A 20127-nucleotide genomic window follows, 5' to 3' on the forward strand; every position below is an offset into this window, starting at 1 on the left:
TTAAAAACATGAACAAACAAGATATTATCAATGAAGTTGTACGAATAGCAGGAATTCAAAAAAAAGATGCATGGGCTGCAGTAGAAGCAGTATTTTCAACTGTCGATAACGCTTTAGTTAATGGTGAAAAAGTATATGTTAAAGGTCATGGTACTTATGAAGTGCGCGCCCGTTCTGCTCGCACCGGCATTAATCCTACACTTCTGAAGGAATTGAAAGCCCAAGGTGTTGATGAGGAAACCGCAAAAGAACAAGCGAAAATTGATATTCCAGCTTCCAAGGCTGTTGCTTTCAAGCCTGCTGGCAAACTCAAAGAATCTGTTAAATAAAATTATATAATACATAATCGGTTTAGGTGTTTCGCTGCCCTGAAAGCGAGTGGTACTATCGGTGTTCACTACCATAAAATGTGAATTTAATCGAGAGGTGTGAAAAACGCCTCTCCCCTACTATGTCTTGGGCAAATTCCCAAAGTTACTGATAAGATAAAATAATAATTTCATAGGGAGAAAAATAAATGGCAAAACGAAATAATTCTGTTCAATTCAAAGGTGATCTGGAAGTTGAAACTATGGAGATTCATGAAGTAACCAAAGAAGGCTCTTTTACATATGACCTATTGGCTGAACTTCGTCGTTTTGATGGTAAACAAATTACAATTTCCATCAAAGAAGAGTTTCCAGTAGAGCCTAAACCAGAGGAGTGATTAAATGCCGGTTGCTCCAGATGCAAAACGAAAACAGGATGAAACTGTAGATTCCTACTTGTATCGTGTAGGTTCAAATAAGGATATTTACAACCTTGATTGGCTGGAAATCCGGGACCTAATGAATGAGTCTACTGGCAACAGTTACAACGAGTCTACGTGGAGAAAACGGTTCTCTTCGTTTAGAGATGGTGTAGAATACGCCAAGAAGTCATTTGTCAGTGATAATGAAGTTGTTAAAGAAATCGAGGATAAAACTCTTGAATTTCAAAAGGAACGGTTTAAGTTTCAAGATCAAAAACGCGAATACACAAATATTGTTCGTTCACAAGCACGCTTCGAACACTTGAAAGACGAAATTCATAAGTCTATTTTAGAATTAGCAAAGCACAAACCGTTGAAATTTGTACCGCCCTCCCCTACCCTGTCAAACACAAAAGCCAATACTCTTTGGTCAGATTGGCATGTAGGATCTGAAATCAGGAATAGTTTAAATACATACAGTTTGGTCATCTTTAAAGAGCGCGTTAAGCAACTTGTCTCCAAGGTTATTGAAACAGGTAGGATTCATAATGTGTCTGAATTGACTATTGCCGACCTCGGAGATATGATTTCCGGGGCAATCCATGTTTCTACCAGAGTACAAGCATCTGAAGATGTTATACGACAACTTCAAATCGTGGCTGAGGTAATCGCAGAATCTGTAGCGGAACTTTCCGGTCATTTCGATAAAATTAAGCTTATTACAATCATAGGTAATCATTCTAGGTTAATCCCTAATAAAACTGAGGCTCTACATCGTGAAAATCTTGAATACTTGATTCCTTGGTACTTGGAATCCAGATTAGCCGCCTTCTCTAATGTAGAAATCGTGAAGGATACCGATGGTTATTATATAGATGAGGTTGATGGAGAAAAACATGTTTATGTTCACGGTGATCTTGATCATGTTGCCTCTGTAGCCCGTACCCTCCCTCAACTACTCGGATTTGTACCAAAATACGTATTCTGCGGACATATCCACCATGATACCGTAAAAGAATACGGACGTACAAAAGTGATTTCTAACGGCAGTCTCATGGGAATCGATGACTATGCCCTCACCAAGCGTTTTTATGCTGAGCCTATGCAGAAAATGCATATTTTTGATGGACCAAGAATTAAGTGTACATATGATTTTGAATTGAAGTGATGTCAATATTAGCACCATCAAATTCTCATTTCATTAATCACTACCCGGACGGTGGGGCAAATTGCCGTCGCAACGCGCTATCGGACATAGGAGCCGAAAATATATACTTGAGAGGGGGTGGTAAAATGAAAGGCTTTGCCTATATTGACAATTCCAAAGTACTCCATATTGTAGCAGACGAAGAAATTGCCAAGCAATACACTGGCACTGATGGCAAGTACAAAGAAGTAGATATGGCTTATGAATATGGTTATCCGGTATATGATAAACAAACTTTGGCCGTATATTCTGATGGTCGTGAGAAAGAAGATCGTTATGTTCCCCAAGAAATCCTTGATCTTATCGAAAAAATTAAATAAATAAATTCAAGCTCTACATAATTTAGATTAGTAAGATCATACAGGGCACATCAGATACGTCTGGTGTGCTTTAATGTTTTTACTAAAGAAGGTGGAGAACTCTGTTGTAAGGGTTCGTAAACAGGCTTTCTCCCTCCTATCCACCTTCTTTATTTACCCACAGGGAGAAATCTAAAGGTGGTGACTAATGTCTAAAGCAAAAAATGAAGTTAATGAAGTGAAAAATAATAAAAAGCAGTGCATAAGCTGTAACAAACTAAAAATTGCAAACACATCTTTTTTCTTATCAAACAGCGATTTTCATGCGGACTCCCGTTTCCCTGTCTGCAAAGAATGTTTGAAGAAAAATTTAAACACCAATGATTTGAATAATGTCAAAGATTTGCTTCTACAAATGAACCGCCCATTTATTTATGATCTTTGGCAATCATCACTCGAAGAAGCTTCTAAAAAAAGTAGCGAACCATTTGGTATATATTTAAAATCTGTGGTGCTTAATCATCGTGATGAAACTTGGAAGCATAGCATTATGGAACCGACAGATTTAATCTCAGAAATTGATCAACCCGAAAAAAGAAAATCAGGAAGCGAATTTACCCCTACAGATAAAATAACGAACGAAATTATTGATAAATGGGGAATTGGTTATTCGAACGATGAGTATAGAGCATTCGAAAAAAAGTACAAACGTCTGATAAATAACTACGGGGAAAAAACAGCTTTACATACTGAAGGACTAATTACATATATCCGATATCGTGTAAAAGAAGAAATGGCAACGGCAAAAGGCGAGGTTAAAGAAGCTAAAGAATGGGGAACCTTAGCCTCTAAAGCAGCACAAGATGCAAAAATCAATGTTTCGCAATTGAGTAAGAGCGACATTAGTGGTGGAGTAGATGTGCTAGCTCAATTATTCGAAGCGGTTGAAAGCGAGGTTGGTATCATTCCTCTGCTTCCAAAAGTTCTCGAACAACCTTATGACGATGTAGATTTAGTTATCTGGGCAACAGTAAATTACAACAGAAGATTGGAAGATAAACCGTCGGTTTCATATAGAGACGTTTGGGCATTCTACGATGACATGTTGGAAGAACATTTTGGACAACAAGGTTATAACGAGGATCAAATCAAAGAATTTAAAGAAAGAAGAAACAATGTTTTTCGTGATCTGGGCGAAGTTTATAAGGAGCAATTGTATGAAAGCGATGGTGAGTAGTTTTGGCTAGTTATAAAAATTTCAAAAGTAAAAATAATAAACATACCATTGACAGATATGACATCTATGAAGATTCGTTTAATACACCGGCAACACCAAGCGACAATTCAAATATTATAAAAAGACATATACATAAATGGACAGAGTTCTGTGCATTCTTGCGTTTTTATCCAGATATATTTTTTGACATGATTAAACCGGAAACAGGTGGAATAAAACTTGATCTTTACCAAAGAGTAATGATGCGAGTATTGAGTAGATTTCAACAAAATTACTTTTGCATTCCCCGTGGTGGCTCCAAAACCCTAGTACAGATAATGGTCGCATATCATACCGCTATCACACACCCAAATATTACAATCGCTATCACAGCCTCAACTAAAGAGTCTGCGGTGAAAATATGGAAAGAAAAGCACGATGAGATATTAAGATTCTATCCCTCTATAGCAGATGAAATCAAATCTGCTAACTTCGCAAAAGACAGTGGTAGAGTTCTGTTCGCAAATGGTGCAGTAATTGACAATTTGGCAAATGCCCAACAATCAAAAGGTCTGCGGAGACGCCGAGGGAGTTTAGAGGAAAGTGCTCTTATTGATAAAGACTTATACGAAGATGCCATTGAACCGATTTTTAACATCCCTAGAACTACTGTTACAGGAGAAATTGACCCTGCAGAACTAAATGGTCAAATTAATAGATTCTCAACTTCGGGCTACAAAAACTCAGATGAATATGAAAAAATTCTAACAATGGTAAAAGAAATGACCGATCTAAAAGGCACCTATGTATTCGGTTCTGATTGGAGAATTCCTATTCACTTTGGCCGTCAAAAAATATCTGTAATCAATAAGGCTAGACAGGGTAATGTGATTAGATTTCGCCAAAATTACCTGTGTGATTGGATTGGTGTAAGTGATGGTGCGCTACTAAATGTCAGTAAGTTAATGAAGGCTAGAGTAATTTCAGATCCTGAACTTGAATGTCCAAAAGATAAACGTGGAAATTACGAATTAAATGAATATGTAATTGGGGTTGACGTTGCTCGTTCCGCTTCTGAATCCAATAACAAAACCGCTATTGTTGTCGGCAAGATCATTAGAAATCCACAAGGAGTTATCAGACAAGTTCAAATTGTGAATATAATAACACCTCCAAACGGCTTAAACTTTAAAGAACAGTCAATTGCTGTAAAGAAAATTTTCTATAGATATGGCGGGAATTTGGATATAAATAAATCACGGGTTAAAGCAGTAGTAATAGATGCAGTTACAATTGGTCAAGGTTTAGTAGATAGATTATTAGAAGATGTGACAGACCCAGAAACTAACGAAGAATTGGGATGTTGGGCAACTATTAATACTGATCAAAAACCTAGTGTTCCTAACTCTCCCCCATTAGTCTATTGTTTAAAATCACAGGGTATTAACGGTGAAATCATACGGACGTTTATTGATTATGTGGAATCAGAAAAACTAAAACTTATTAAACAATTCGATGAAATCAAGGAAGGTAGCGGAAGAGATATTAGTGATTTATCTGTTGAAACTGCTCGTATTCAAACGCAGTTTTTAATTGATGAAATTGCCAACCTAAGACTCAAAAAGACCCAGACAACAATTACTGTCGAACAAGTTGTAAAAAGAGTTGATAAGGATAGATACTCTGCGACTGCATATATGCTTTATTATATATCTTTGTTTCTCGAAAAAGAAGAAGAAGATACCTATGATGAGTCAGACGACATCATTTATTTTTAATCGACTTTAAAGAATAAGATTTTCAAGGTGGTGAAAAGTTGACTGAAACTTCCAGTATGAATGCGAAAGCTGCAGACATGGAAACAGATCGAGAATTATCTTCTATTAATCGGGCTACTTCTGCATTTGCAGATGCGTTTATTAGTAAGATGTTTAGCGATGGAATTATTAAAGACGTAACAATGGACCAGTTACTAAAATATCTTTCCAATCCCGATAATTACATAATTGATTTGCAAAACATCGCCCATTATTATTACATTACTTCTGGTGAAGTATTTCAATTGTTTGAGATGACAAAAGTCCTCCCCTCTCTCAATTACAAAATAACTGCGTTTGATAAAAGTAAGAACTACGAGAAAAATATGGACACTTGTAATAGGGTACTTAGAAAAGTAAAGCATAAACAATTGACAAGGGATATTATTGCTCAAGTAATTTCTACCGGTACACTAACGGGAATATGGATTGGTGATAAGAAAAATCCATATCCTTATATATTCGATAGGCCAGATAAAGTTTTTCCTGCCTACAGATTAAATGGTGAATGGTTAATCAATGTTGATTTGGATTGGGTTGTTGGTCTAAAAGAATCAGAACAGATAGCATTAACTGCCAACCTGTCTCCTTATTTAACCATGGATATGGTGAATGAATACAAAAGTGATAGAACTAAAGATAAACAATACATCTCTCTTCCACAGGATAGAACATTTTGTATCAGAACTCATACTTTAAAACGAAACCAACCATTTGGGATAAACTGGTCATTGACCGGTCTATATGATTTGCAACATAAGAAGAAATTAAAAGACCTAGAAAAATCCATTGCCAATAAGATCATTTCCGCTATTGCTGTATTGACTATTGGCAATAAAGATAATCCAGAATATGCAAATTTAAAGTTAAACAAGGATCTCAAAAGAAAAATCCATAATGGTGTAAAAACAGCGCTTGATAAGAATCAAACTCAAGGCGTAACAGTTGTTTCTATTCCTGAGTTTGCAGATATTAAGTTCCCTGAAATGAAGTCAGACGCTCTCGATCCTAAGAAGTTTGTTTCCATAAATCAAGATGTATCTTCTTCATACGGGATAGGCTCATCAATGACTAATGGAACAGGAGCAAACTTCGCATCTGCAAAAATTAATTTAGACATTTTTTATAAAAAGATTGCAGTATTGCTTGAAGATATGGAAACGGATGTCTATGGTAAACTGTTTAAGTTGGTTCTGCCCTCTTCTGTTTCTGACGATTTTTTCCTTGAGTACGACAAAGAACCTCCACTCACCCTTAAAGAGAAAATTGATATCCTAATGAAACTGCACACGCAAGAAGGGTTTAGTTTGAAGGCCGTGCTAGATAATATTAGTACGGTAGATTTTAATGAATATATAGAGCAGTCGATCTATGAGCAAGAAACATTGAAACTTCAGGACAAAATCAAACCATACGCAAGTGCTTATATAAGTACGGGCGAAGAAAACGGTGGCCGTCCGACCAATGAGAATCCCGAAAGTGAATCAACTATACGCTCAAAAACTTCAAATAGCAACGATACCCCTGAAGGGTAAGGAGGTGAGATTTAAAAAGTGAACGATAAAAAATCTAACCTCCAGCTTATGCTTCATTCTTTTAACGAAACGACAGAAGATTTGACAGTTTTAAAAGCAACATTCATTATCCATGATTTCTCAAAATCGTGGAACGGTCAAATTATCACAAAAGAAGTTGCACTTGAAAATGCACATACGCTTCTTAATAAACCGATTGTTGCAAAATACTATCCTGCTATTGAAGGCAATTCATCTACCGATGCTCTAGGTTCACATGAACAATATCTTGGAGCAAATCGTTACGGTGAAGATATCATACAAATGAACACTGTTGCAGTTGGCGTTATTACTACGACTGGATATGTGCTAACCGTTAACGAAAATGGTGAAGACAAAGAAGTATTAGCAATTGATGGCGTTCTTTGGAGAGATCGATATTCGGATGTTTGTGATTTGCTCATTGAGTGGTACAGCCGTGGAATACATATATTTTCTAGCGTGGAATATCTATATAGAAATTTTTCATTCAGGGATGGAATTGAGTATATAGAATCGCCCATTTATTATTCTGGTCATGCTATATTGAACTCTGAGCAACGCGGGGGTCACGATGTTGTATTACCTTCATATGACTCCTCTCGTCTTTTGAGTTTCAATGATATAAAACAATTTAACAGGTTGGTTGCACAGGCATTCAATCGACAAATAAATGAGGAAGGTGAAAAGATGCTATTTAGAAAGATTTGCGAATTGTCGCATGATGATATTCGTTCTAAAATTTATCAGGTATTAGATCCAACATTGACAGAAGGAGTTTATTCTTGGCTAGTTGCAGTTTACGATAATCATTTTGTAGCAGAAATTTATAGCGAAGAATCAGGATATAAATATTACGATTATAAGTATTCTATCGGTGAAGACGCAGTTACAATTGATTTTGAAACGAAATCGGAAGTTGTAGAGGAAAGAACCTGGAAGGCTGTTTCCGAAGTTCAAGATCTTCAAATTCAACTAAACAATGCGTCCGCTAAAGTAGATTATCTCACTGCTGAATTAGAGGCGGCTAAAACTTCTATGAATGACGTAAAAAATGAGAAAGAAAAAATTGAGGAAAAGTTCAACTCTGTTTCGGAGACTATTGTTTCTCTAAATGCTCAAGTAAGAGAATTGGAACAAATTAAAGAACAGTTTGACCAAGAAAAATTTGAACAAACGCTTAATTCTCAAATTGATTTTTATGCCGAAAAGTTTGAAGCCGTTGAAGGCAAGGATAAATTCCAAACTGAAGAGGTTCAAAGTCTTATTAAATTATCCGTAAATGAAAACGAAGAAGGCAAAAGCGCTAAACTTCAATTGAATTCCATGCTTGTTGAATTGGTTAAGCCGGTTAAAAAAACAGATCATAATAATAATGCTGGCATCAAAGAATTGATTAGTCGGAATGAGCGCTTAATCCCTGAAGCAACAGACTTTGAAAGCAGATATACAATTTAAAATAAATATATAATATAGGAGGAAATTATTTAAATGGCTACTAGACAACTTAAAGTGTTGACTGAGGTTGGAACGCATGGCGTTGGCTCACTCAACGTAATCCAAGTTAAAACTCTTTCGGGCGGTGCAAAAGTAATTGGTACGGACGTGGATAACTACACTCTCGTTGAAGATGCAGGATTCAATGCGGACGGTGATCGTACAGTTAAGCAACTCTCCGCAATTACCAATAAAGCATATCTTATTGCCTCACCTGAGATTCGCAATATGGGCGAAGCATTGGTGGATTTTTACAATGGTGTGGGCGAATTCGCACGTATTGTTATTCCGGAGCCGGGATACACTCGTTTTGAAACATCTTCTTATTCGCTGAATACAGGCGTAAGTGAAGTTGCTAAGGGACACGTTGCTCACTTTGATCCTGCTACTAAGAAATTCATCATTTCCGTTGCTGGTACACCTCATACGGATTATGCTGGATCGAGCGCACAATTTCTTGTAGTAGCAAGTGAGGATGAGACTGGCTATACTCTTGGTGCTCCCACAGTTCGTCTTGAAGTAAGTAAGGCTTAATAAAATAAATAATTAGTATATTTGGAGGAATAATAAATTATGGCGTACGATTCTAGAAAATTGTTCGATTTGATGAACCGTGTATATAACAATAAAATGCAAGAAACTGATGGCAATGACATTTCAGAATATGTAAAACGTGTGTTCAATGGTCGTGAAAATCCAGATCCCTCTATGTTGTGGCAATTTAACAATCTCGTCGTGCAACAAGCCGATGAAATTGCAAAACCGATGACAACTGATATTGTATCGGTACTTGCCAACTACAAATCAGTAGCTAAAGACACAGTTGTAAAATATGATATTCCACAAAAAGCAAAAGTTCGCTTTCAATGGTCTGCTAATGGTTCCGGTGTAGACTTGGTTCGCGTTGAAAACCGTAAGAGCGTAATCGCTACACCAAAAACGTTTTCTACTGGCCTGTACTACGAGCCGTTTGGAGATACCGATGCGGTAGAATGGTTCAATAAACTTATTGATTACATCGCTCAAGCAAAAGTTGATCTGTACTTTAAAGAAATCTCCAAACTGGTCACTGCTGCTGTTAGTGCTGGTGACATTCCTACCACAAACGTCCTTACTGGTAGCGGCCTTACTATCACTCAATACAACAAACTAGCTTCTACTCTTGGCCGCTATGGCGGTCGTCCTGTCTTTGTTGCTGACACTCTGATGATTGACTACTTTGCTCAACAACAAACTGGCGCTAAAACTAAAGATCTTTTAACGGATCGTGTTCGTGAAGACCTGCTTCGCGCTCTTAACATTACACAAATCGGTCGTACTGATGCTATCAACCTTGTGAATCCATTCATGGATGATACAAATAGTTCAACTGAACTACCAGTAAATATTGGTTATATGTTTGCTGGCGTAAACAAAAAGCCATTCAACGTCACAGAGTTTGGCGGCATGAAGCAATTGACAGAACAGAATATGGAAGATGAGCGCGTTAAAATGAAGATTACTCAGGATGCAGATATCTCCCTGATGTTTGGAGAGGTAATTGGCTACATCAAAGAGGACGCTTCCGTTACACTTTAATATACTAATCATTAATGGGGCGAGACAAATTCTCGTCCCTATTCTATTAGATTATAAATTTTAAGGGGGATATTTTTGGAATGGTAAAAAATAATAAGATTGCTCGGTATCGTAGTTTCCCATATACGGTAAATTACACTGCTGGCGGTGGAATTAAAGTTTTTCAATGGGCAGGTTCGAAAAGGAATAAGGTTGATATTAAAGAAGTTCCTGAAGAAGTAGTTGAGTGGCTAATGATGAACAGCCGCTGCTTTAGCGAAGGTGAACTTGTGATTATCGAGGATACTGAAGAAGTTAAAGATATTGTAGATAATATTGATGATCTAGAAAAATATAAAAACAACTCTCATAGTCGGGAAGACATAGAAAAGATTTTAACGGGTAATTTCAATGCAATGAAAAAAGAACTTGAGAAAATCACGGTAAATGAAGAAAAAAGATTTGTAATTGATGTGGCAAAGGATGTCAAACTTGACTCTTCCTCTAAACAAAAATTTATCGCTGAATGGGCAAACGTTCCGGTTGACGCCATTTTTGGTGAATAAGTGAGGTGGTTTGATGACCACGTATGACGAAATTTTCACTGAATTTCTTGTTATTACAAAAACAGAGCCTGTTAATGTTCCTACTGAACAAGATAAGATTTATGATGTTATACATAGTGCGGTACGTCATTATAATAACCGAATGCGGACAAAGGTAATGTGTGATGACTTAACAGAAACGATTAGTGAGGAATTAGATGACGATGAATTGATAATCATTGCAAACTTTCTAAAGTTAGCATTCTTAGAAAATCAATTAATCTATTTCACAACATTGTGGCAACCATTCGCCCAAGATATCGGCTTGCGGAATTATCAAGCACAGATTAAGTCTATGGAATACTTAATCAAGAGACAAGAAGACAAGTTAGATCAAATAATTAACAGAATTCAGACGGATTATTTGTAGGGCAGTGGTAAAATGAAGGATTATTCACAGTATCACCAAAATGATAAAGACATAATTTTGAGTCATGGTCTAAGGTTATTCGAGTTAAACAAAGATGGATTCGATGGTGCAGATGTATCAGTAAATGGAGTATCAAGACGAATAATCTTAAAAGATAAATATTCCTTTGATCGTACATTGAAAAAAATCACAGATAGTGCTGGTTCAATAAAGTATGGGGATATTGTCACAATAGATAGTGTCAATTGGTTAGTGCTAACTAAAGAAAAAGAGAATCAAATTTATGAGGACTGGATCGCAGAGAAGTGTAACGGTCAGTTAAAATGGCTTAGTTTTACTGGAGACATAAAGGGCGAATGGTTCACTTTCAGAACGGTATCCAATGCTAATTCAGGTATTGATGAGGGAAGAATTGTCGATTTAGGTAATGAATATAGGCATATTTACATCCCTTGCAACGATGATACTAAGCAGATATCGAAAGATAAGAGGTTCATTTTTGACGAACGTCCATGGGTGGTTGTTGGTGTAGATCGAATAAGCCGACAAGGATTGATTACTCTAGTTCTCAAGGAAGACACTTTTTCTGTCTCAGATAATCTTGAATTGAGTATAGCGGACTATGAAGGAAATATTGCTGATTACTCCATATCAATTGAATATGGTACCCCTCTCTCTGTCTCTGTTGGAGATACTTTGCAGTTACGATCTGAAGTAAGAAATAACGGAAAAATCGCTTCTAAACCTGTCATATGGTTTGTTGATGATGTATCAATTGCAACTGTAAATGAAAGTGGAATTTTATCGGCTATTTCTATTGGTGTAGCAAGTGTTACTGTTACTTTAGTAGATGATCCGAATGTATTTACTACAGCATCTATAAATGTAACGGATTCGCCGCAAGAAGTTTACTCATTAGAAATTACCAGTGCCTCTTCCCTTCCAGATGAAATAAAGAATGGGCAAAGTAAATCATACACCGGAATGCTTCGCCTTAATTCATCTGCGCTAAATGAACCTTTAACATGGGAAATATTTTCTGATGATAAGATTACTCCAACTTCACTGGCAACAATAAACATCAAATCTGATCACAGTTGTACGGTAAAATCTAATTCAAATACTGGGTGTGTACAGATTCATGTTTTCGTGAATTCGAATCCCGCAATAGAATCTTGGAAAAGAATTCAGTTGAAGCCTCTTTTCTGATTGAGGTGATATAAGATGGCAAAATTTGAACAATTAAATGATTACGTATTTAACACCTTGCAAGCACTGATCGGAAATCAGAATCTATGCAAACTTCTTAAATATAATAATACTGACCCATTGTCACAACCAGACATAGAAGACGCCTCCGTATTAATTATGGACAAGATATATCCAATGCCTAATATTCCGGGAACTCAAGCTGAAGAAAGCAGCCTGTTGAATATTATTTTCGATAATTTCAAGTTGTCTTCTGACAATAAAGGAACAAAAGACGGAACCCTTGTGATAAATATAATTGTTCATAATAATCTCTGGCTCATGAATGGTCGTCTCCGCCCCTTCTCAATCCTTGCCGAACTCGATAAAACATTTAATGATAAAAGAATTGTTGGCATCAAAAAGATGCAGTTTGATCGGGGAAGGTATTATTTTATTAATGAGAAATTCAGCGGTTATCAAGTAATTTATCAAGTTGTGAGTACAAATTAATGACTAGTTTAAACCATATATTGGGTTACCCAGAAATCATCAGTGGTATCGGTGAAGTTCACCCTATAACCTTAAAAGATTATGATTTGTTTGAAAGTTGCTCCTCTGTTCTATATCTCACTAAAGCCCACTTCGGGGAGAATTATGCAGACCATTTTCTTTTGGATTTGTTGGTTTTAGGAGTCAACGACGATGTGATTAAGAATTCATTGAGACTCATTTTCTCAATTGTGACTAAAAAAGAAGTAACGCTACATATCGATGCTTCGACAAATAATTATGCCTTCGTGATAGACGAAGAAAACCAGATTAATAAATATAACTATGATCAACTTCGTCAATTGATCATGAAACAAAACTTAATGTTTGAGCAAAAAGTATATAAAAATAAAATAATAAAAGAATGGGCAGAGAAAGCACTAAAAGCGAGATCAAAAAAAGGTGCGAAAATCACGATTGAAGATATAATTTCAACCATTTCCGTATTCACAGGTAAGCATTACAAAGATTTAGCCAGTTATACAATTTATCAGTTGCAAAGTGATTTCAATCGTATCAATAAATTAAAAGATTATGATGCCACTATCGCTTTCAAGTGCGCTGGTGATGATAAGAGCAAGATTGGTCACTATGCCGAATTCATAGACTTGTTCAAGAATCCAAATGATGATCCATTTGTTGACGATAGTAAACTGGCAAATTTGAATAGTGCAATTTCTTAAGGGGAACTGGTTAATACCAGTTCTTTTTTTATATTTTAATAACTCTAGGAGGCCTTTTATAATGGCATTGATTGCTGATGTATTTGATGTAATTCTTAAAGATTCAAACGGTGATGTATTTGGAACTACTACCTTGCAGGATGCGGGTATTGAATTTACCGTTCAAGAAAATGAAGTTCGCTCTGGTAAAGGTAATCAGTTGTATGGTGTTCTGCATGTCTCCAGAGATATCAATATTAACCTGACTGACGTAGAATTTAAGTATGAATGGCTTGCTAAACAACTTGGTCAGACTGTCGTCACAGGTGCCGGTACGGCTTGGTCTATGCCTAAGTGGTATACAATTGATGCGGCTGACAAAATTTCATTGCCCGAAACACCTATCAATGACTCTTTGGCTATTTATGATGCCACGGGCAGGAAACTGGCTCTCACTACGGATTATACTGTAACAGCCAAAGATGTAACTTTTACAGGTCTTACTGCTGGCACAGAAGTAGAAGTAAGAACGTATTCCTACACCACTGCTCCTAACACACAGACAATTGCTATTGACAACTCTGTTTTTGGTAAAGGTGTGCAAGCTGTTTTGGAAACAATCGAAATCAATGGTAACGAAGAAGTTGTAGCAACTATTCAATATCAATTTGATAACGCAGTACCTTCCGGTAACTTTACTATCAATACTGCTTCTGAACGAAATGCGGCAACACAGGCATTCAATCTTCGAGTTATTAAGCCTAGAACTACGAACATTGTTGGTCGCTTCCTTCGTATTCCAGTGACCCAATAACATCATTCTGAGGGCGCTTATGCCCTCTCTTCTTTTTTTAAGGACATTCTTCACAATTCATGTTCCGAAAGAGATCCATCATAAGTGTCTTTCTGACAGACTAAAATTAAATTGGGGGTTATTGCATGGCAAAACAAAAAAAACTTGTACTTAATGAGGGCAATATTAATGATATTGATAAAGAATATGATACTCTAACGAAAATTACATTTAATGATGGAGCGTATACAGAAATATACAAGAAATTCAAACCTGAAAAAGTAGATGTGATGCTGAACGATTTCGCAAGTTTTATCCAAGATTATGAAAAGCATGGCGGTTCAGTTAACAATGATAAGGAATTTGTTAAATATTTGTATCTCTTTATCGTTCAACATTTCTCCACCCTTGTTCAAGGACTCCCTTCGGAATTTGCCAGCCGGTTAAATCTATTGGATAAATTGACTAACAATCGTTATGTGTTAGGCCTTGAAGAGCATTTTGATAAAGATGAACTGCAGTATGTATATACTACTATCTTTAAAAAGATCGAAGCACTGCAGAAAATGAGTGAAGTTGATAAAGAGTTGAAAAATCAGATGAGAGAAAAGATTGAATCCATGGAACTTGAGAACGAAGATATCATCAAGAAAATTATGCTTGGTGAGGATGTGGCTGATGAACAAGCAGTTCACTAATTTGAACAGTTTGCTCAAACATATTCAAAAGGAAGCAGAAAAATCAATTCAGAGCGATGTTTCTAAAAAGGTAATAAAGAAAGCACAAGATCATGTTGATGAGGATGTTTACGCGGTATATCCTGACCCAAAAGAATATGAACGGTCGGGAAAACTCAGAAACAGTTTTGTCGTCACCTCTGTCAAAGATGGAGTAGAAATAACGAACAATAGAATTGACGTAGATCCGTCTACTGGTGAAATAAGAGAAATTGCAGAGATAATCGAATATGGTCACGACGATTCCGAACAAGGCTACCTCTACCCTGCTTATTATCCCGGTAGCGAAAACTTTGTACAACCCAGACCATTCATGAAGAATACAGCAGACGAATTAAACCAGACAGGTGAACATGTTATAACTCTGAAAAAATCTCTGCAGAGAAAGGGTATGGACGTAAATTAAGGAGTGTTTTAATGCCTCGTAATACTTATCGTAAACAAATTACTACGCCAGAATTAATTGAGCAAATAAAAATAGATAATAAAAAGTTAATGGAAAGGTTTCTTAGAGAGCGTAATACACGTTGTGCCGAAGGAACTATTGAAGCTTATCGTAGTGATTTAAATATTTTCTTTGTTTGGAACTTGTTGAACAATGAAAATAAATTATTTGTTGATGTTAAGAAAATTGAGTTTGCAGATTTTTTCAGTTTTTGTGTTGAAGAGTTGAAATGGAGTTCAAACAGATTTGGCAGAATGAAATCTTGTCTAAGCAGTTTCTCAACATTTATTGAGAATTTTTTAGATGATGATTATCCTAGTTTCAGAAATATTATCTTAAAGGCAATCGAAAGTATGCCTAAAAATCCAGTTCGGGAAAAGACTATTCTAACCGAAGACCAAGTAAATAGTCTTCTTAATTTTCTGAAAAATGAAATTAACCGTCCACAAGAAGCTTGCCTATTAGCATTAGCAATTAGCAGTGGTGCTCGTGTCTCGGAACTTCTTAGATTTACAACTGATATTATTGATGAGAATAATACTGCATTTGGTGATATGTTTCTTGAGACAACAAAGATGATTAAGACCAAAGGTAGAACTAAGACTGGTAAGATGATGCACAAATACATAATCAAAGATATTTTCATCCCATATTACAATGAATGGCTTGTTAAGCGCAAAGAAATCTTGGATAAATATGGTGAAAACCACACTGCTATCTTCATTAGGCGTGATGGTAAACCGGCTACCGTTGACACTATTCGAGGTTGGATTGAAAAGTGGGAAAAATTCCTTGATATCCCCTTCTATCCTCACTGTCTGAGACATTATATCGTTACTCATTTGACGCGGCTTGGTCTAAGTTCTGATTTTATCATTGAAATTATGGGCTGGACGTCTTCTGAAATGTATCGTGTGTACAATGATTTGACGGCCAAGGAACGTGAATGGAAAGGCCTTGATAAGCTAAAAGATCATCTTACGAAAGGGGACGAATAGTAATGAAAGCTAAAATTTTTGGTTTTGAAGTCGAAGGTACTCCAGAAGAGTTAGTTAAATTTAAAGAATTGATGGAGAATAAAAGTCAAAAAACAATTACATACTCCCCTTCTCTATTTGTAAAAGATTATGGTAATCCTTATTCGGATAACCCGTTTACTCGTTCTACTGGTTCAAAGAGTATTAAATTCTAACTACCAATAAAACAGCATTTTCATTAGGAGCTGCCACTGAATTAACTGGTGACAGTTCCTAATGAAAACAACATTTTATTGTGAATTCTACCTATTTTAAATTTGTACTATGGTCCTCCGTTAAGCAGGTAGTTATCATGATTCCATAAAATAAGAGCACTAACCCCTCTCTATTTGCACAATTCGACAACTATGAACATATGTTCTATAGGAATTTATTCCTAAATGTCGTATTATGATTTGATGGGAGGATGATAGTTTGTGGCGATAAATGATAATTTAGAGTTTAACAGTAGATTAGATGGCATCTTCAGTGAAATTAAGGGGTTGTTGCAAGGCCATGATGAAGAAGAGGTTATTGCGTTTGCTGAATGGTTTAAGGAAAAAGCTGATTTGAAATTCTATAAGGAAATCAATTCAAGCCTTAGTATTATTAACAACGGCATATATTGGGCTTTCCTTGGATCAAATATTGGAAGCGAACAAGATTTCCATCGCCCAGTTTTAGTAGTAAATACATCACATAAGTCTCCGGTTTGTACAATAATACCATTGACATTAGAAAGACTTAAAGATGGATACTGGTATCATGTTGATCTTGAGGAGTCAAATTCAACAGCTCTTGTAGAGCACATAAGAGTCATTAGCAAAAAACGAATTGATAAACCGTTACGTAAAAATGGATATATTGCAAGCATTACCGAGAATGATTGGAATGCTATTAATAAGCAGTTGAACTACCTTTATCGACTTAAAAAACTCATAAAACCAGAGTGAAAAAATGGGTTGACAATTCGTTTATATGGGTTTAATATGAAGACATTAGATTCCGGCGTCCAGCCGTAAAGCATTACATAATTTTTATTAGATCCAAAACACCTCTATTTTGAGGTGTTTTGCTTTTTATTAAATCGTTTATTAATAAGCCGAGAATCTCGTGGCTTTAGCCATGAGAGGTTCAATCGGTTGATAAGGAACTAAATTTCATGTATTGTATGAGTACAACAGCAAATAAATGACTTCAAACAATGTTTGAAGCATACACTGTGAATGTGCGATGCATATTCCAACAAGGGGCCTTATTTTTATGAGGTCCCTTTTAATTTTTTTGCTTAATATTTGTGTATTGAATAGTTAACTAAGCTCCTTAAAGGAGTTTAGTTGGATCATATAATGTTTTTACGTAAAGAAAACCGCCTTAATTTTAGAGACGGTTCTTTTTGTGTTGAAACGGATTTACTAAGGTCAATTAATGACCTTAGTAAGATTCAAGTAAAGTCCTTAAAGGACTTTACTTGAATTTGTATGATATTTCTTCTTATACATTGAATGGTTAACTAAGATCCTTAAAGGATCTTAGCGAGGCCAGTGAGATCCTTTAAGGAGTTCACTGGATTGTTCGTAGAAATCTGATTTCTAAAGGTTATTTTTGATTGTCAGGTGCGGAACTGAAAATTACACCACTATTTACGCCGTTATTAGTTTGTGTATCTTTTGGTATCCAAGCAATTTTATAATCAAGGACTTCTGCTATCTCTAGAATTTCACCGTATCGGATTGTACCTTTAGAAAGCTTCTTATGGAAATTGGGCAATGAATCATTGCGATTGTATTTATTATTTAAACGCTCAACTAGTTCTGTCATAGTGATTCCCTTTTCTATAGTCAATATTTTTATCAAGCTGAGGAAATTACTCACTTTATCACCCTTTAGGCTTTCATCATTTATGTTTAATTATAGTGCAAAATAGACAACTTTTAAACCAGAGAGTTAAAACTTTTCCACTAACACAATTGACAAAATTGTCTCCTGGGTATATATTTTAACCATGAGGTTAATTTATTATACAGGAGGATAATTATGGACCCATTTGGTATCTGTTTGGTTTATAAAGATGATGGATGTACTATTTATTATGGTATCAGCGACAAGATAATGAATGTCTTTAAACAGTGTAAGGATGGCAGGCCATACGGTTTCTTCTTCCCTACTCGGAAGGTAATGAATTTACAGTTACAATATTATCGAGATATCAATAAGAAAGCTACATATGTTGAAGTCTGATATATAGTCTACGTTTTAATCAATTTTAAACTAAGGTCCCTCAAGGACCTTAGTAATACCTTTATACCGTTTCGTAGTAGGAGTTGAAATATAATATGAGAAAATTTACATTCGAAGAAGTTTATCAGGCATTTATATCAAAAGATTGCAAATTAATATCTACAGAGTATATTGACATAAAGTTACCTTTAGAGTTTATTTGTAAGTGTGGAAAAAGAACGACTGCCAGTTTTGATAACTTTAAAAGAAATAAATATTGTAGTGATTGCGGGATAATAAAACAAGTAAAATCACAAAGACATACATTTGGATACATAGCTAACTATTTTGAAGAGAAAAATTGTAAATTATTAAGTACTACTTATGTGAATAATAAACAGAAATTAGATTACATTTGTTGTTGTGGAAATAAGTCTTCTATTGCCTTTAATGACTTTCAATCAGGTAAAAGATGTTGGCAGTGTAAAGGAAAGAGATCAAATAAAGACAGGGTATTAACATTAGAATATGTTTCTAACTATTTTAAGGAACAAAATTGTATCTTATTGTCAGATAGTTATGATAATGCTAGAGAGCCACTAGAGTATATCTGTGGGTGTGGAACTATCTCTAAAATCGCCTTTTATAAATTTCAATCTGGACAAAGATGTTTTAACTGTAAAAGTAAAAAGATAAGTATAAAGTTGGTAGGACATTACGCTCCAAGAGGAAAAGATAGTCCTAGTTGGAACCCAGATCTAACTGATGAAGAAAGAAAAATTAAAAGAAATTATCCAGAATACCGTAAATGGACTAAAGCAGTTTTGATGAGAGATAATTACACATGTCAACATTGTCTTAAACGTGGTAATGGTAATCTTAATGCGCATCACCTTGATGGCTATAATTGGTGCAAAGAAAAAAGAGTTGACATAGATAACGGTATAACTCTCTGTGATAAATGTCATAAGGGTTTTCATGATACTTTTGGTTGGAAGGATAATACTAAAGAACAATGGGTTGAATATAATCAATTAGTTATAAAATAAATCTTTCTCCCCTCACACATATTCTGTATACTAAATACATGGATATTTATGGGGGTGCTTGTATTTGAAAAAATACATCTTATTAATCATTTTTATTTTGCTTCTAACAGGCTGTTCTTCCTATGCGAGTAGTAATCAAGAAGAGTTACAAATAAACTCTCCTTTAAAAATGAAAGAAGAATACTCGAAGATACTAAATGACAAAGTAATTGAAGAAATGGTTGGAGAGTCCTACAATATCTTGGCTACAGGATATAATAATAGAGATAAAGAGAACGGTTCGATTAAGCCCGATGACTCAATTAATCAATATATCGAATTTATTCAAGCAGCTACTGAGAAAGCTATAGAAAATCACGAAATGGAAAAAGCAGATATGCTAATTGATTTCTTGGATTCATCAGCTAATATCGTTAAGGTTACGAATTATACTGAGCCTGAACTCAATGTAGACACAAAAGGCGACTACGTTGTAGATTCGGAAACTTCAATTTCAGAAGAAAATTTCACTAAAATTAAAGATGAATTAACATTCAAGATTGATAAGTATTTTGAATAAAAAGATAGTGGCTGATTTATGAATAATTAAATACTAACATCTGTAAAGAAGTGGT

General features: G+C 35.5%; 24 protein-coding genes. 23 read left to right on the forward strand and 1 reads right to left on the reverse strand.

The window, feature by feature from the left end; translation table 11 throughout:
• Positions 1–8 precede the first annotated feature (8 nt).
• From ACE5LO_RS01650 to ACE5LO_RS01750, 21 genes are all read left to right on the forward strand, one after another.
• The gene (locus ACE5LO_RS01650) at positions 9–329 is read left to right on the forward strand and encodes an HU family DNA-binding protein (protein ID WP_375518341.1); all 321 of its coding nucleotides are present in this window, start codon (positions 9–11) and stop codon (positions 327–329) included.
• A gap of 188 nt (positions 330–517) precedes the next feature.
• Positions 518–706, forward strand: coding sequence for a YonK family protein (locus tag ACE5LO_RS01655; RefSeq protein ID WP_375518342.1), 189 nt, complete (start codon positions 518–520; stop codon positions 704–706).
• 4 nt (positions 707–710) lie between these two features.
• Positions 711–1898 carry a metallophosphoesterase family protein gene (locus tag ACE5LO_RS01660; protein WP_375518343.1) on the forward strand — a complete coding sequence of 396 codons (1188 nt, stop codon included), beginning with the start codon at positions 711–713 and terminating at the stop codon, positions 1896–1898.
• 125 nt (positions 1899–2023) lie between these two features.
• The gene (locus ACE5LO_RS01665) at positions 2024–2257 is read left to right on the forward strand and encodes a hypothetical protein (RefSeq protein ID WP_375518344.1); all 234 of its coding nucleotides are present in this window, start codon (positions 2024–2026) and stop codon (positions 2255–2257) included.
• Between the two features lie 187 nt (positions 2258–2444).
• Positions 2445–3473: a YonG family phage-derived protein gene (locus ACE5LO_RS01670; protein WP_375518345.1), complete on the forward strand. Its 1029-nt coding sequence runs from the start codon at positions 2445–2447 to the stop codon at positions 3471–3473.
• A gap of 2 nt (positions 3474–3475) precedes the next feature.
• Entirely contained in the window at positions 3476–5230 is a 1755-nt protein-coding gene (locus ACE5LO_RS01675) for a terminase large subunit (RefSeq protein WP_375518346.1), read from the forward strand.
• A gap of 38 nt (positions 5231–5268) precedes the next feature.
• Positions 5269–6804 carry a hypothetical protein gene (locus ACE5LO_RS01680; RefSeq protein WP_375518347.1) on the forward strand — a complete coding sequence of 512 codons (1536 nt, stop codon included), beginning with the start codon at positions 5269–5271 and terminating at the stop codon, positions 6802–6804.
• An 18-nt stretch (positions 6805–6822) separates the two neighbouring features.
• Positions 6823–8280, forward strand: a complete 1458-nt coding sequence (locus tag ACE5LO_RS01685; protein WP_375518348.1) for a DUF8531 domain-containing protein — start codon at positions 6823–6825, stop codon at positions 8278–8280.
• Between the two features lie 33 nt (positions 8281–8313).
• The gene (locus ACE5LO_RS01690; RefSeq protein ID WP_375518349.1) at positions 8314–8853 is read left to right on the forward strand and encodes a hypothetical protein; all 540 of its coding nucleotides are present in this window, start codon (positions 8314–8316) and stop codon (positions 8851–8853) included.
• A 39-nt stretch (positions 8854–8892) separates the two neighbouring features.
• Positions 8893–9897 (forward strand): YonB family capsid-like protein, encoded by a 1005-nt coding sequence (locus tag ACE5LO_RS01695; protein WP_375518350.1) that lies wholly within the window; start codon positions 8893–8895, stop codon positions 9895–9897.
• Between the two features lie 80 nt (positions 9898–9977).
• Entirely contained in the window at positions 9978–10442 is a 465-nt protein-coding gene (locus ACE5LO_RS01700; RefSeq protein WP_375518351.1) for a hypothetical protein, read from the forward strand.
• Positions 10443–10455: 13 nt separating this feature from the next.
• Positions 10456–10851, forward strand: a complete 396-nt coding sequence (locus ACE5LO_RS01705; RefSeq protein WP_375518352.1) for a hypothetical protein — start codon at positions 10456–10458, stop codon at positions 10849–10851.
• A gap of 12 nt (positions 10852–10863) precedes the next feature.
• Entirely contained in the window at positions 10864–12060 is a 1197-nt protein-coding gene (locus ACE5LO_RS01710; RefSeq protein WP_375518353.1) for an Ig-like domain-containing protein, read from the forward strand.
• Positions 12061–12075: 15 nt separating this feature from the next.
• Positions 12076–12552 (forward strand): YomW family phage-derived protein, encoded by a 477-nt coding sequence (locus ACE5LO_RS01715; protein WP_375518354.1) that lies wholly within the window; start codon positions 12076–12078, stop codon positions 12550–12552.
• A complete protein-coding gene (locus ACE5LO_RS01720) occupies positions 12552–13274 on the forward strand; it encodes a hypothetical protein (protein ID WP_375518355.1) in 723 nt (240 codons plus the stop codon). The genes ACE5LO_RS01715 and ACE5LO_RS01720 overlap by 1 nt, the downstream gene beginning before the upstream one ends.
• 61 nt (positions 13275–13335) lie before the next feature.
• Positions 13336–14067 (forward strand): YomU family phage tail tube protein, encoded by a 732-nt coding sequence (locus tag ACE5LO_RS01725; RefSeq protein ID WP_375518356.1) that lies wholly within the window; start codon positions 13336–13338, stop codon positions 14065–14067.
• A gap of 125 nt (positions 14068–14192) precedes the next feature.
• Positions 14193–14744, forward strand: a complete 552-nt coding sequence (locus tag ACE5LO_RS01730; RefSeq protein WP_375518357.1) for a YomO family phage-derived protein — start codon at positions 14193–14195, stop codon at positions 14742–14744.
• Complete coding sequence (locus ACE5LO_RS01735; protein ID WP_375518358.1) at positions 14725–15189, forward strand: YomN family phage-derived protein; 465 nt, start codon at positions 14725–14727, stop codon at positions 15187–15189. The genes ACE5LO_RS01730 and ACE5LO_RS01735 overlap by 20 nt, the downstream gene beginning before the upstream one ends.
• Before the next feature lie 11 nt (positions 15190–15200).
• Positions 15201–16226 (forward strand): tyrosine-type recombinase/integrase, encoded by a 1026-nt coding sequence (locus ACE5LO_RS01740; protein ID WP_375518359.1) that lies wholly within the window; start codon positions 15201–15203, stop codon positions 16224–16226.
• A 2-nt stretch (positions 16227–16228) separates the two neighbouring features.
• Complete coding sequence (locus ACE5LO_RS01745) at positions 16229–16420, forward strand: hypothetical protein (RefSeq protein WP_375518360.1); 192 nt, start codon at positions 16229–16231, stop codon at positions 16418–16420.
• Positions 16421–16681: 261 nt separating this feature from the next.
• The gene (locus ACE5LO_RS01750) at positions 16682–17197 is read left to right on the forward strand and encodes a type II toxin-antitoxin system PemK/MazF family toxin (RefSeq protein WP_375518361.1); all 516 of its coding nucleotides are present in this window, start codon (positions 16682–16684) and stop codon (positions 17195–17197) included.
• Between the two features lie 646 nt (positions 17198–17843).
• Here the strand turns inward: ACE5LO_RS01750 and ACE5LO_RS01755 are convergent.
• On the reverse strand, positions 17844–18065 hold the full coding sequence (locus ACE5LO_RS01755; protein ID WP_375518362.1) for an LLM class flavin-dependent oxidoreductase: 222 nt from the start codon (positions 18063–18065) through the stop codon (positions 17844–17846).
• A gap of 515 nt (positions 18066–18580) precedes the next feature.
• Here ACE5LO_RS01755 and ACE5LO_RS01760 point away from each other — a divergent pair.
• Positions 18581–19513, forward strand: a complete 933-nt coding sequence (locus tag ACE5LO_RS01760; protein WP_375518363.1) for an HNH endonuclease — start codon at positions 18581–18583, stop codon at positions 19511–19513.
• Positions 19514–19577: 64 nt separating this feature from the next.
• Positions 19578–20072, forward strand: a complete 495-nt coding sequence (locus ACE5LO_RS01765) for a lipoprotein (protein ID WP_375518364.1) — start codon at positions 19578–19580, stop codon at positions 20070–20072.
• Positions 20073–20127 lie beyond the last annotated feature (55 nt).

Source organism: Paenibacillus medicaginis (genome assembly GCF_042138635.1).
Lineage (GTDB): Bacteria > Bacillota > Bacilli > Paenibacillales > Paenibacillaceae > Paenibacillus > Paenibacillus medicaginis.